Origin of the sequence: Mucilaginibacter frigoritolerans (assembly GCF_007830615.1) — a bacterium.
GTDB lineage: Bacteria > Bacteroidota > Bacteroidia > Sphingobacteriales > Sphingobacteriaceae > Mucilaginibacter > Mucilaginibacter frigoritolerans.
Genome location: NZ_VLLI01000004.1, coordinates 1 through 14,646, shown reverse-complemented (window position 1 = coordinate 14,646; position 14,646 = coordinate 1). Strand labels below are relative to the sequence as shown.

General features: G+C 39.1%; 9 protein-coding genes and 1 tRNA gene. 2 read left to right on the top strand and 8 right to left on the bottom strand.

Translation table 11 applies throughout. The features are described 5' to 3' along the window. Positions 1-13: 13 nt before the first annotated feature. From JN11_RS07755 to tsaD, 4 genes are all read right to left on the bottom strand, one after another. Complete coding sequence (locus tag JN11_RS07755; protein WP_144911375.1) at positions 14-1,828, bottom strand: patatin-like phospholipase family protein; 1,815 nt, start codon at positions 1,826-1,828, stop codon at positions 14-16. Positions 1,829-2,019: 191 nt separating this feature from the next. Continuing rightward, the gene (locus tag JN11_RS07750) at positions 2,020-4,215 is read right to left on the bottom strand and encodes an alpha-N-acetylglucosaminidase (protein WP_144911373.1); all 2,196 of its coding nucleotides are present in this window, start codon (positions 4,213-4,215) and stop codon (positions 2,020-2,022) included. Between the two features lie 110 nt (positions 4,216-4,325). Beyond that, positions 4,326-4,502, bottom strand: a complete 177-nt coding sequence (locus JN11_RS24405; protein ID WP_170227714.1) for a hypothetical protein — start codon at positions 4,500-4,502, stop codon at positions 4,326-4,328. Positions 4,503-4,607: 105 nt separating this feature from the next. Next, the gene (gene tsaD, locus JN11_RS07745; RefSeq protein WP_144911371.1) at positions 4,608-5,609 is read right to left on the bottom strand and encodes a tRNA (adenosine(37)-N6)-threonylcarbamoyltransferase complex transferase subunit TsaD; all 1,002 of its coding nucleotides are present in this window, start codon (positions 5,607-5,609) and stop codon (positions 4,608-4,610) included. 193 nt (positions 5,610-5,802) lie between these two features. Here tsaD and JN11_RS07740 point away from each other — a divergent pair, with 193 nt between their 5' ends. Then, positions 5,803-10,230, top strand: coding sequence for a translocation/assembly module TamB domain-containing protein (locus JN11_RS07740; RefSeq protein ID WP_144911369.1), 4,428 nt, complete (start codon positions 5,803-5,805; stop codon positions 10,228-10,230). Here JN11_RS07740 and JN11_RS07735 read toward each other — a convergent pair. The 3 genes from JN11_RS07735 to JN11_RS07725 form a co-directional block, all read right to left on the bottom strand. Continuing rightward, a complete protein-coding gene (locus JN11_RS07735) occupies positions 10,224-11,426 on the bottom strand; it encodes a bifunctional 3,4-dihydroxy-2-butanone-4-phosphate synthase/GTP cyclohydrolase II (RefSeq protein ID WP_144911367.1) in 1,203 nt (400 codons plus the stop codon). The two genes, JN11_RS07740 and JN11_RS07735, sit on opposite strands and share 7 nt — an antisense overlap. A 179-nt stretch (positions 11,427-11,605) precedes the next feature. Continuing rightward, the gene (locus JN11_RS07730) at positions 11,606-13,030 is read right to left on the bottom strand and encodes an LptF/LptG family permease (RefSeq protein WP_144911365.1); all 1,425 of its coding nucleotides are present in this window, start codon (positions 13,028-13,030) and stop codon (positions 11,606-11,608) included. Between the two features lie 99 nt (positions 13,031-13,129). Beyond that, positions 13,130-13,510, bottom strand: coding sequence for an START-like domain-containing protein (locus tag JN11_RS07725; protein WP_144911363.1), 381 nt, complete (start codon positions 13,508-13,510; stop codon positions 13,130-13,132). Positions 13,511-13,800: 290 nt separating this feature from the next. On the opposite strand from JN11_RS07725, the gene JN11_RS07720 reads away from it, so the two are divergent. Further along, positions 13,801-13,874, top strand: a tRNA-Met gene (locus JN11_RS07720). 187 nt (positions 13,875-14,061) lie between these two features. Here JN11_RS07720 and JN11_RS07715 read toward each other — a convergent pair. Further along, positions 14,062-14,646, bottom strand: a 585-nt coding sequence (locus JN11_RS07715) for a transposase (protein WP_144911361.1), incomplete at its 5' end; no start/stop codon positions are given.

Here is a 14,646-nt window from a genome sequence, read left to right as displayed (position 1 = left end):
CTCAATCCTTTGCTTAAGCCATCCAACCAGGTTGCTGTTTAAATTTATCCCAATCGGTCAACAGCCTAGTCTTCAAATCTTGTAACGAAGGGTCGGTTTTCCATTTATCATCCATCACTTCCAAACGATAAATTCTTTTTAGCAGATTATAGCACATGGTAAACTGTCCGCAGGCAACAATAGCATCGCGCATGGTTTGGTTGCCGGGTTCAAACCACAGGGTGGTGCCCATGCCGGTAGCGGTAGTGGCCATTTGCTGCATCACAGCGCTTGGCGACAACCGATCAGCAACTGCGGGCCACCAGGCTACATCTTTAGTGTTCAGGTTAGCAACACGCGTAGCATCGTGCTGGGCCGAAAACTCATAAATATAATTGGATAACACCCTGTCTTTGTAAGCCGGCATATTGTAAAACTCACTGTAATACTGCCTCCTTATCTGTTTCAGAAACAAGCCGGATGTAACCATTAAAATTGAATTTAAACGGGTAGCCAGCATTTGCTGTACATTATTTAAAGGTGTTTTAAAGAAAAAGCCAACCACCTTTGCTATGGTTTTCCCGAAGGTGGTTTGCAGACTAGCCATTGCGTTATTGAATGAGACAACTACCAGCACATATAAAATGGTATAAATACCAGAGCTTAATAGAAATAATAAACCCAGGCGCCGCCATATATGATCTGTTAAACAAACCAATAATGTACTGATGATAAAAACAATTACTCCTATGGGTAGCAACTTTTTGAATTTATCAACGCTGAGATTCCGCCACCATGCATTTAGTTTCGGGGGCGTTTTGTAGGCAGTATTAAAATAGCTACCCACATCACATACCATCATCAGGTCGAACTGTTTTTTAGGCGGATGATCAGCGCGGTAAGTATCTTCCATCAGCATACTATAAATCCCCTGATTGTCCACCACGCCGCCATCAACCATGCAAAATGGTTCTTCAATAATGGTATCGATGGTTAAAGGGTTATTGTTTTTATAGTCGATAGCTTTCAGCATCTGGTTAACATCTGTAAGGCCCGGATGGATGTAGTCATTCGGATAAATCATCGGCTCAAACCCACCCGGAAAGCAGGATGATGTAGCTGCAAGGTCACCAAGTTTTAGCTTGCGAGCAACATCCGCATTATTAAAGTGCAGGTAATAGTTACCAACGGTTCGAATGCTATCGGTATCCCCATTGGTTTGAAAACGGAACGAAATACCGTTATTTAATTCGGTAGCATTAAAACAAACGGTTTGCAGATGAGGATTTTCTGTTTTATCAAAATAAACATCAAACAAACCTTTATTCGGATTCTGGGGGTCATTAAACAATAATTTATCATAAGCCTTGGCAAATGAATTAATAAGGTTGTGTGTCTTCTCTACCTTTTGCTTCACTATTTTACCATTCAGGTTAACGGTTTGCTCACCAACTTCGTCCCATCTTTTTGGATCATTCAAAATGGCACAAACTTCCTCCAACAGGCCTTCACCATCCATAAAATTTTTCATGTTATTATAAAAAACATCAAAAACAAAGCCCGGCTTAAACAGACATGAAGTATAATAAGCATTGGCCAAAGTGCCCCCAGAGGTAGAGGTAATAAAAGTTACATGTTTAAGCAAGGTATTATCCTCTGTGTCAACCCAGCCACGGTTTAAGTAGGATATTGCACCCAGGCTAAATGCCGCAGCTCTAAAACCACCACCAGAGAGGGCCAGCGCCATATTGCCAAAAGGAGTTTCAGGAAGTATGGTAATCAGTTTGCGGTCGATGTCCTGTTGCGGAGCCTGCCGGGCAGGCTGGGTTAATGAATTAGTGGCTGACATGATGCTTCATGTTTAGGTAATTAATAAGGTTAATTAGGCGAGATTAAAATTACAGAATATTTTACAAGAAAAAATAACGTAGAAATACGGTATTTTAAGGCAAGTAATAGTGGTTATTACGTGGAATTACATAGCAAAAATAGCGATGAGTTTAAAACCCATCGCTATTCAATAATCTATATTTAAGCTATTTAATAAGCCTGCTCAATTTTTTTATTATACTTTTCAAAAATAAGGCTTGCCACTTCAACAGCATTACCGTTTGTAGTAGCAACATATTTGTTATGGCTGTTTACCCATTGCCATTCCCAGTCTTTCACCTTATTTTCAAAAGCGTTATTATCAAGCGGTGTATTGTTTATTAATGACTGATGTAATGCGGCAAAAAACATTTCCCAACGGGGCTTATAAAAACCTTTTATCAGGCCGTTCCATTGACGGTTGGAATATTCGTGCAGCGGGTTATCTCTGCCGCCCCAAAGGGTTACCAGGTCACGGGCATTAAATTCATACAAATCACTTTCCTGCGGAGTTATGCCATTTGAGCGGGCATCGCTGATCCATTTACCCAATAAAAAATCCTGCCGTGTACCTAGTAGCTGATCCATATCATCCATCAGCTGTAAAAATTCGCTGCTATACTTTTTAAACCCAGCGGTATCTTTTAAGGTATAAGCCTTAATAATTTTAGGCTGAAGGATATTGGCATAATTAGCCAGCACCTGCCGGGTAATATCAACCACATCATATTGAAAACCATCGCTCCCTTTTAATTCATCTGCCGATTGGATGAACAAACTCCAGGCTTGTACCAGTTTTTTAGGATCATAGTTCATGGTAGTGTCTACCCGCCAATCACTGCCGGCGTTTAAAGCTGGCCTGCCGCAAATAATGGAACAAGGCCCGCCACGATGCGGAACGGTGTCATAAACGCTTTTCAATAACAAGCCCCAGGCATCATTAATTTTCTCATTGTTTTTGCCATATCTTCTTTCGGCATAATCATTTAACCAGTCTTTAGTATCTATAGCGTTATTGCGCCAAACGTTGCTCAGCATTAATTCATACAATGCCGGGTTTTGCTCAATGGCCTCGGGAGTAAGACCTATGCCCACCATGTTTTTTGAAGCATTTAAAGCCTTTAAAGGATCGTTACTTACCACCGCCATCCGGCCGTCCATACTTACGTTACCACCAAAGTTTTGCAGCATGTTCCAGATCCATGGTTTACCGTAGTAATCATTGGTTCGGTTATATACAGGGTGTTCTTCGGTATACAGATCAAGAATTATCATCTGGTTATCCGGAACCGCATCCAGCAGGGCCTTTATTTGCCGCGGCTGCCAAAATGCACTTGCATTATAAAACAACCAGCCCTGCATTACCCAAACAGCTTTAGTATCAGCAGCGGTCATCGACTGAAATATTTTTTTGCTCACCCCACTTAAAAAAGTAGAATCATTGGTAGGCGGTGTATTCTCGTTAAAGGTATCGGATGAGTACAAATGATCTGTACCGTATTCCTTTGTTTGTGCTTCAATAAACTTCTTGCCTATTTCGCCAAACATAGGGTCGGCAGCATCAAGTAAATAAACATCATTAAAACCCTGGCCCCAATTGGTTTTTTTGAGCTTGGCATTAGGGAATTTGTCTTTAAATGATGGCGGCACATGCCCGGTAAAGGCCGGTAAAACAGGTGTCATTCCTAAAGCGCGCTCACGCTGCAATATCATTTTTTGTAAGTCTTTATGGCTGTCAATCCAATGTTTTGGGAGCGGACCGCCCCATCCATCCAAATTGCCCATCCATAACCATGAAAAATAAGCCGGACCACTAAAAAAGCTGTCCAGATCGGCATCGGTAAAACCCATATTGTGGTAAACATCGCGCCAAATAGCTTCTTCGCCGGTTATGGCCAAAGGCATATTAATGCCATTCAGGGCCATCCAGTCAATCTCTTTTTGCCAGCGGTCCCAGTTCCACCAGGCCATGCTATAGTTAAAGGTGCAGTAATTAAGATAGTAACGGTAGTTATAAGGAGTAGTATGATGTATTTTACCTTTTATTACAGGCAATACAGTAGGGAGATGCGTATTATTGCCGTTCCAACCAAAATCATCATGACAAAAAAACTTTAAATAATAACCCAATGCCGAAGCTACTGAAAGTGCCTTATTTCCGCTCAGTATAATTTTACCATCCTTACTTTCCAGCTCAAAAACATCTTTACCATTTTCGGCAGGGATCTCGTTTACTACAAAACGATCGGTCACAGTAGGCACTACCCGCTTAATTAAGGCCTCGGCAGCCTTCTTATCTAATTGGGCATATGCAGAAAAATAAAATACAGAAAAAGCTAAAAGCAGTAAAGATTTAATTGGTTTCATGGTATCCGGTTTATTTTGGAGATTGAATTTTTAGGAATACAGGAAAATTGATTTTATAAACTTATAAAATTCCTGCAACTCTTCAAACCTCTAAAACAACCGGAATAAACCTAAAGTCCTTTAGTTTTCCAGTACATGTAAGCAATGGCACCAACAACCATTATGGCCAGTATAATTAAACCATTTTTGCTATTGCGTTTATTTTTATCCTGGCGCATCAGCCAAACTAAAAACACAACAAATGGCAGTACAAAAATTGCCCAGAAAATAAGAGATGGAGCGTTCATATTTTTTTATTGATAGTTTATGGTCGGTGACCCATAGCCTATTTCAGTTTTAATAATTATTGTATTCTTAATAACTATGGACTATGGTCCATGGCCTATCGACTCTTAAAGGGGCATTCTTGCCAGCGGTGCAACGTCCTGGCTAACGAACTCTCCTTTTAAATATTTATGATACCCGGCAATAGCTATCATGGCTGCATTATCGGTACAGTATTCTAGTTTAGGGATAAAACTACGCCAGTTATTTTTCTCGCATAAGGCACGCAAGCTTTCGCGTAGGCCGGTATTGGCCGATACTCCGCCTGCCAGGGCTATGTCTTTTATACCGTATTCTTTTGCAGCCTTGCTTAATTTATTGAGCAGGATAGTTGCAATACGTTTTTCAACCGAGGCACAAATGTCATTTAAGTTTTGCTGAACAAAATCAGGGTTAGCTGCAACATTATCCCTTATAAAATAAAGGATGGCTGTTTTTATCCCACTGAAGCTAAAATCAAATCCCGGAATTTGCGGTTCAGGGAACTGGTATTTATCCGGGTTACCTAAACGGGCATATTTATCAATTAACGGTCCGCCGGGATAAGGCAAGCCTAATATTTTGCTGGTTTTGTCCATTGCTTCGCCAGCAGCATCATCAAGTGTTTGGCCGATAACTTCCATATCAAAATAATCTTTTACCAAAACTATTTGCGTGTGCCCCCCAGATACGGTGAGGCATAAAAAAGGAAATTCAGGCTTATGATCACCGATAAAATGTGCCAGTACATGGGCCTGCATGTGGTTAATATCAATAAGCGGTATGTTTTTTGCAAGTGCAAAAGCCTTGGCAAATGATACCCCAACCAATAACGAACCTAAAAGTCCCGGACCGCGTGTAAATGCTACTGCATCAACGTCATTTTTGTTTACTTTTGCGATTGACAATGCTTGGTGTACAGCAGGAACAATATTTTGCTGATGAACCCTTGAGGCAAGCTCAGGGACAACGCCTCCGTAAGCTTCGTGTATGGTTTGATTGGCAATAACATTGCTTAAAATCACCCCATCAACACAAACAGACGCTGAGGTTTCATCACATGAAGATTCGATTGCTAATATTACAGACAAGTTTGAATTTATTAATTAAAGTATAAGTTATTAATTATTGATATTTATTGTTAAACCATATTGTTGTAAATGTTGTTTAATCATTCACTAACTCAATTATTCAGTAACTCAATAATTAAACGACAAAGTTATTAAAAAACTACTCAAAATAGCGCTAAGTATAGTATTGGTTATCTTGCTGATATTTAGCATAGTGCTGTTAATATTCCAATACAAACCTGTACAAACCTGGGCAGCTAAAAAAGCTGCGGACTATTTATCCGAAAAACTAAACACAAAAATCGGCATCAAAAGCCTGTATATCAAGCCATTTTCGGAAGTAGTGGTGGAAGGTTTTTATGTATTGGATAAACAAAAAGATACTTTGCTAAGCACTCCAAAGCTTGCGGTTAATCTGAACGAACTCTCTATTTTTAATATCTCAGATCATCGGACAATTGACTTTAAGCTGATACAACTGGATAATGGATCAGCTTATCTTAAAAAATTAAAAGACAGCAGCTCCAATCTTGATTTTATAATAAACTATTTCAGTTCGCCCGATACCAGTAAAACTAAAAGTAAACCATGGAAGGTGATTTTTGAAAAAGTAGCTATTAATAACTTCCACTTCCGTTATAAAAACAGCCTTGTTGATACGGTAATTAAAGGCGTAAACTTTGATGATGTTGACGTTAAAAACTTTAGTGCTGTAATCAAAAACATGGATCTGGTTAATCACCTTTTTAAAGGAAATGTAAGTAATCTTACCCTGCGCGAAAAGAGTGGCTTTTATATTAAAAACCTTAATACTGCTGCCACGGTAGATACTAACCAGATACTGGCACAAAACCTGTTCATCTTAACAGAACACTCCAGCATTAAAAATTATTTCAGGATGAAGTTTAAAACCTTTGATGATGTAGGCTCGCACATTGAAGATAAGGTTTATATGGATGGCGATTTCCATAATTCGCAAATATCATCAACCGATATTTCTTTTTTTACCGATGGACTGGATCATGTTAAGTTTGATTTAGGGGTTGACGGCCGCATTAAAGGCTATGTAAATAACCTGAAGGCGAAAAACCTGTTGGTAACCGGCGGTAAAGCAACTTATATAAAAGGTGACTTCAGTCTGCGTGGCCTACCCGATTGGGACAATACCTTTCTTGAGTTAAATTTCGATCAAATTGCAACCAATAAAGCTGACATGGATTACCTGTACAGCAGGTTTACAGACACCCATAATGCAAAGGTGCCTGATATCATTTCAAAATTTGGCAATATTAACTTTACCGGACGCTTTACGGGTTTGCAAAATGATTTTGTGGCATATGGTACATTTAAAACTAAGCTGGGCCGTTTTGATTCAGACATCAACCTAAAAATTGATAAAAAAGGAGTCCCATCCTATAGCGGAAAACTGAATACTTATGCATTTGATATTGGCGGTTTGCTCGATGAGCAAAGCCTTGGCCGTGCTACTTTAACGGCAAACATTAAGGGAAGCGGTGATGCCCTAAAAAACCTCAGCGAAAATTTAAATGCACAAGTACAATCGGCTGAATTTAATGGATATAACTATCAAAATCTTACGATAAACGGCACCTTTAATAAAAAAACAGCCGACGCCAAAATAACTATCAATGATAAAAATGTTAAGCTGGATTTAAGCGGCAATGTAGATTTAAATCCTACGTTACCAGTTTACAATATTACAGCCAATGTAACCAATGCCAGGCTGAATACACTAAAACTCAGCAGCGATACCATCATGTTTACCTCGCAACTAAAAACACATTTTGCAGGCAATGATTTAAGCAATATAGCGGGGAACGTTGAGCTTAGGCAAATACGGGTAGTTGACCCAAGAAACAATTATGTGGTTGACTCCGTTTTGGTAAATGCAAAAGGCACAATACATGATCGTGAAATCACCCTAAAATCAGACATAGCGGAGGGCTCAATAAAAGGGGATTATGACCTGGCAACTTTACCATCATATTTTAAAACAGTTGTAAAAAGATACATCCCATCATTAAAAACCACAATAGTTACCCCTAAACCACAAAACTTCACCTTCAATTTAACGCTGAAGAAAACGGATCCTATTTTGGCCATTTTGATACCTGATCTGAAAATCCCCGACCAGGGTACATTTTATGGGCAGTTTAACTCAGAAACCAAAACAGCTGTAGTTAACGCGTATGTCAAAACCATAAAATATGGGAAAATAGTTTTCCATGATTTTATTATTGATGAAAATACAACTGATAATTCTTTGGGACTCAACTTGTCATTAAGTAAGGTAGATATAACGGATAGTTTAGTTATCAAAAACATAACCATCAGTAATTTTCTGAACCAAGACAGCTTAAAATTCAACGTCAAATTATCAGATAAGAATGCAGTTAACCAGCTTGACCTTTACGGTTTGGTGAATTTTGGCCGGGATACCACAGCAAAGGTGGAATTATTGCCTTCAGAGGTAATATTGGAACATGAATATTGGCGACTAAAGGAAAACGTAAGAATAAGATTCCTAAATGGCAAAACTGAAGTTTCGGGCTTTGAGTTATCCAATGGTGCTCAGAAAGTGAAGATAAATGGTTTAATTTCTGACAATCCTGATGATATTCTGAAGTTATCATTTGATAAATTCAGCATGGCCACTTTTAATCAGCTTACCCGTACATCCGGAATAAAATTAAAGGGTACACTAAACGGAGATGTTAAATTTTCTTCCATTGTAAATTCACCAGGCATTGATGCTGATTTAGGCATTGATTCTTTGACAATGAACAAAACCCTGGTTGGCGACGTTAAGCTTAAATCTGTTTTAGGATCGGACCGTACACAGGCAAGCGTTAAGTTAAATATCAATAATCATGATTTGGAAACCATGAATATTGATGGTATCTATCACATAGGAAAAGACGTGGACGACAATCTTGACTTTGCTGTTAAAATGGATAAAACAGAAGCCATTATTTTTGAACCTTTTATAAAGGATCTGGTATCGGATGTTAAGGGTACCATTTCAACTAATCTTAAATTAACCGGACCACCATCAAAGCCTAAGCTAAATGGAACGGTTATACTGGATAATACCGGGGTAACGGTTATTTACCTGAAAACACCTTATACAGTTACCGACACCCTTCAAGTTGACAATAGTGTTATAAAAATCAAAAACATGGTACTACAGGATAATAAGAAGGGCACTGGCGTTGTAAACGGAACGGTTGACATGAATGATCCATCCAACCCGGATATTGAAGCGGTGCTGAACGCCAAGAACCTGTTGGCGCTAAACACTACATTTAAAGACAATCACGTTTATTTCGGCACAGCCTATGGAACCGGAAGATTTAGTTTTAACGGACCTGTTGACAATATGAAGATTGATATTAAAGCCAAAACTGAAGCAGGCACCATATTTAACATCCCTTTAAATACATCTTCAACTGTTGGTGAGTACGATTTTATAAAATTTGTTAGTCATAACGATACTACCAAACAAAAGCCATCACTGGATAGAGCCTTTAATGGTGTTACGCTGAATTTCGACTTAACTGTAGATGAAAAAACCACTGTAAAAATAACAACAGATTATGGGGTGCTGGAAGGCAGCGGCCAGGCTAACGATTTAAAACTGAATATTAACAGTCTGGGTGATTTTGAAATGTTTGGCGATTTTTTAATTACATCAGGCAAGTTTGAGTTTACAGCAAAAAACTTTATCAGTAAAAACTTTACTGTTAACCAGGGCGGTACCATTCGCTGGACGGGCAACCCCTCAAACGCAAGCATTAACCTGAATGCCATTTACGAAGTAAGAACAGATATTTCACCACTTTACCAGGCAGCAGGTTCACAATCACCTAAAGGACATTCTCTCGAATTAGTGCAGGCGGAACTGATATTAACCAAAACACTTTTACAACCCGACATTAACTTTGATTTTAATTTCCCACTTGACCCTTCAATAAAAGATGATTTGAGTACTTATCTGGCCGATAATAATAACCGTAGTCAGCAGGCATTAAGTATTATTGTTCGACGCAATTTTTCAAATGGAGCCAATAGCAACTTAACCAATCAGGTTGTCAATACAGCCGGAGAAGTAATAAGCGAATTTACTTTCAACAAGTTAAACAGCTTTATTGCACAGTCAAACATTAAAGGCTTTGACTTAAACATCCGCTCCATTAATGATTTTAGTGCTTCCTACCATGTTAAGGACAGGCTTGTATTTACAGGAAGCTTGTTTAATAGCAATATTGGCAGCAATGACCTTTTCCAGAATAGCGGAGGTACTTTATTCAACTCCAATTTCAATCAACTTACAAAGGATTTTGAAGCGCAATATTTGATCCAGAAAGATGGCAATTTAAGTGCCCGGTACTCCTATCGTGTATTAAACAGCACCACCCTGAATACATTGCAGGATCAGTTAAGTGTACAGTATGTTAACGGATTAGGTTTGGTTTATCAGCGCGATTTTGACAGCTTTGATGAGTTTTTCAAAAGTATCTTCAGAAAGCAAAAGAAAAAGCAGCCATTAAAACCAAACCCAATACCTACCCCCGGAGCTTTAAATAATAATGATATTAAGCCGGTTGATGAAGATCAATGATCAAGCATAATAGCATGATCCATTTTATCTCTTTTGGTTCTTAAATAAGCTTCGTTATGTTTGTTAGGTGCAATTTCAATAGGCACGTTTTCAACCACTTCCAATCCGTAACCAATAAGGCCGGCTCTCTTTTTAGGATTATTGGTCATTAAGCGCATTTTTGAAATGCCCAGGCTACGCAATATTTGTGCGCCAACGCCATAGTCGCGTTGATCCATTTTGAAACCAAGCTCCAGGTTTGCTTCAACGGTATCCATACCGTTTTCCTGCAGGTGGTAAGCCTTAAGTTTATTAATAAGACCAATGCCACGGCCTTCCTGGTTCATATAAATAATAACCCCTTTGCCTTCGCGGTTTATCATTTCCATGGCCTTATGAAGCTGTGGCCCGCAATCACAACGGCATGATCCGAATATATCACCGGTTACGCAAGAGCTGTGTACGCGTACCATTACAGGTTCATCAGGTTCCCAACTACCTTTTACAAGTGCCAGATGGTTATCGCCATTGTCAACCTGGGTATAGGCTATCATATCAAAATCACCCCACTCGGTTGGCATTTTTACCGAAACATCCTTATGCACCAATGATTCTGTTGCCAAACGGTATGAAATAAGGTCTTTTATAGAAACAATTTTTAAATCAAATTCTTTTGCAATTTCCAACAGGTCAGGTAAACGGGCCATTTCGCCATCTTCTTTCATAATTTCACATATCACACCGGCAGGTTCAAGACCGGCCATTACAGCCAGATCAATAGCGGCTTCTGTATGGCCTGCGCGACGCAGTACGCCACCATCTTTTGCAATTAATGGGAATATATGTCCCGGCCTCCCAAGATCTTCAGGCTTGGTTAAAGGATCAATAAGGGCAAGTGTTGTTCTTGACCTGTCAGATGCTGAAATACCGGTAGTACATCCGGCCAGTAAATCAACAGATACCGTAAAATTAGTTTCGTGCGAGGTGGTGTTATGACTAACCATTGGTTCAAGCTCCAGTTCTTTAGCGCGTTTTTGTGAAATAGGCGCACAAACCAAACCACGACCATGGCGAATCATGAAATTTATAGTTTCGGGGGTTGCATTACGGGCTGCTGTTAAAAAATCGCCTTCATTTTCGCGATCTTCATCATCAACCACAATAATGGTTTTTCCGGTTTTTATAGCTTCAATTGCTTCTTCTATTGTATTTAGCATACTGTAGGTTAATATCCCCGCCTTTACAGGGCATATTTAATTTTATTTATATACAAATTTAAACTATAACAATGTCAATCTGGTCTTCACTGTGTAAATAAGTACCGGGTTATAATAGAATGAGTTGCCCCACCCCTATAATTTAATTTTCACCCCAATAAATACAGCGAAAAAACTGGTTACGTTGTAGCTTTCCGTTTAAATAATTTATTAAAAAAGCGTTTATATGATTCCATATCAAACAATACAGAATCCGTTGCGGCCTTATAGGAAAGGAAAAAACCAATTGGCGTTATAATGAAAATAGCTACCCATGAACCAATTATTGGAGACAGGTCGCCATCCTTGGCAGATTTTTCGCCAATGGTTGATATGATATAATATATCAGGAAAAATACAACTGATACTACTACAGGTAAACCCAATCCCCCTTTGCGGATGATGGCTCCTAGTGGTGCGCCTATCAAAAACAAGGCAATACATGCGGCAGATAAGGTGAATTTTTTCTGATACTCCAATATGGCCCGGCGAACGCTGTTAGCAAGATCTTTAGTCCTGTCTGCCCTGCTTTTAACCAGGTCCTGGATAGACCTCGCTTCGCTTGATGCATTTTGCAGGGCGCTTATTTGCTCATTGGTTTTTAAATTTGCAAGCGGATAGCCAGTAGAGGGAACATATTTTTTTACGCTTTCCGACTTAGCAGGCACATAAAAATATTTGATGTAGCTGGTCATCAACTTAAAGCCCGCTTGTACCGTACTGTCTCCCTGTCGTCTGCTTAAATTCTCAACATCTTTTAACTGCTGCAAATTCATCATTTGCAAAGCCGATTTAAACTCACTTTCATCGGTACGATGCAATTTCATACCCGAAATATCAAAGCGCTGTTCTGTTTCTTTAAACCTGCGGCGTATTAAACGCTCCCTTACATTATAATTTGAATTGCCAGGCGTTTCAGTATAACTCACTCCATCTTCCAGTTTTAAAACCAAAAATTGTCCGCTAGGGGTACGGTACATCTTGCCTTCTTTTGCCAAAAGTACATCTGTATTGTTTTGCGCAGCATTTTTGGTATATATCATTATATCATGCAGCGTTTGCCCGTCTGCATCTTTTCTTTTTACCCTGATAGAATAACCCGGAAAGCTAGGGCTGAATATCCCCTCGGGCAAAAAATTTGCTGATTTTTGCTGCCGGGCATCATACAATAAAGAATAATATTTAAGGTTTGCTATGGGCAGCATATAATCTGAGAAAAGAAAGGCCGTAATACTCAATAGTGTTATAACCAGCAACATTGGCGCCATTGCCCTGCGTAATGAAATCCCGGCTGATTTAATAGCCACCAGTTCATAGTTTTCGCCCAGGCTGCCATAAGTCATAATGGAGGAAAGCAATACTGATAATGGCAAGGCCATAGCCACATTGGTGGCTGAAGCATACATCATTAACTCCAATATAATATACCACTCAAACCCTTTGCCTATCAAATCGTCGATGTATTTAAATAAAAACAACATCAACAAAACAAACATTACAATAAGAAAGGTAACCAAAAAAGGCCTTATGAAAGCTTTAAGTAATAAGAGATGTATTTTTTTCATTTAAAACGCCTTGTTTGTACCATTAACCCAGCCATATATTAACAGCAATAACGGCACAACATGTATTTGCGGTACAAAAATAGGGATAATTAAATTTTTTTAGGCTCCCAAAACGCTTATCAGGTACTCCACCTGGTTATTCCAGATGAGTTTGCGTTCGCTTATGGCATCTTCTGCAGCAAAATCAGTTATGGCAAGGGCTACATCATTGGTTAATTCATCCTGAAGAATTTCCATCTCAAAATAGAACTGCGGGTCATCATCAACCCACCTGAAGCGCACCAATTTGTTTTCTTTCAGCAGCAGCAGCTTGGCTTTTTGCTGTTCACCGTCCCAGGTAAAGGTGTAAAGCTGATCTTTAATATTAACATCATCAGCAAACCATTGCGTAAGCCCATTAGGTTCATTTAAAAAGCCATAGAGTATCCGTGGAGACGATTTTATTTCATATTCGATAGTAAATTTCTTCTTTTCAGACATGGGCGTTTATAATTGAATACCAGTAAAGATGTAAATGTTAACATTTTTTCTAAAGAAAACGAATTTATCCTATATTTGCAAACCTTTTTAAAACGGACCCGGCTTTAATTAATGCAAAGGTGTTATTGAAGCATTAGCAAAGGGTTTGTTAAAAAATGGAACCATAATAAATAAATCCGCCACAAGGCGGATAGCTCAGATGGTTAGAGCGTAGGATTCATATCCACCTAAAGGTGGACGGCAGTTCTGAAAGTAACCGTAATTGAAATATAACCATAATAATAAAACCCGGCGGGGTAGCTCAGATGGTTAGAGCGTAGGATTCATAACCCTAAGGTCGGCAGTTCGATCCTGCTCCCCGCTACATTTTAAAAGTTAAAAGCCTTGAGTCGAAAGATTTGAGGCTTTTTTGGTTTATAATAGTCACAGACTACAGGCTTATAGCATCCGAAGTCGGAGACTATTACTGTCCGGTAAAAACAGGACTACAATTTAAATGTATGAATAAATCACAATTTGGCGGTTTTATAGGAATATGCTGATAGCAGGCCCTATGTAATAAAAAGCAGTTGTTGGGATTTGGCGGATTGGGTGTTTGAAAATTTGCTCTGCAATGCTTTTTCGGGTGATTTTAGAAAGCCACGTATATCTATATACGTCATAAGATGCAGGCGCATCATTGCAGCCAGATTAGCGAAAGACCATTTAGCGGCTATTCCTTTCTTAATGATCTTTAATATTAAGTCTGCTATCAGAGCGCACCATATTTGTAGCTTTATAGCATTCTCCGAGTCACCAAGAAAGTATTTAATCGGATAGTTTTGCTTCATTCTTTTAAATAACAGCTCTATTTGCCAGCGTTTTCGATATAACTCAGTTATAGTTATCGCACTCATTTTCATATTATTGGTTAGGAACTCGTACACCTCTCCGCTCTCAGGGCTTTTGAATTGCACGATTCTGCCTAAAACGCGATTGCTGCCCCTGTAACCCAAGCGGATACGTTTGTCTGCAATAACCCCTTTTTCTTTATGCGGATTATTCAATTCTTCCAGGACATCATAAGCGGACCTGCTTCGCCTGCGTGTCACCCATGTTACCCCTGACGCTGAAAAGCTGTTAAGCTTTATGTAGTC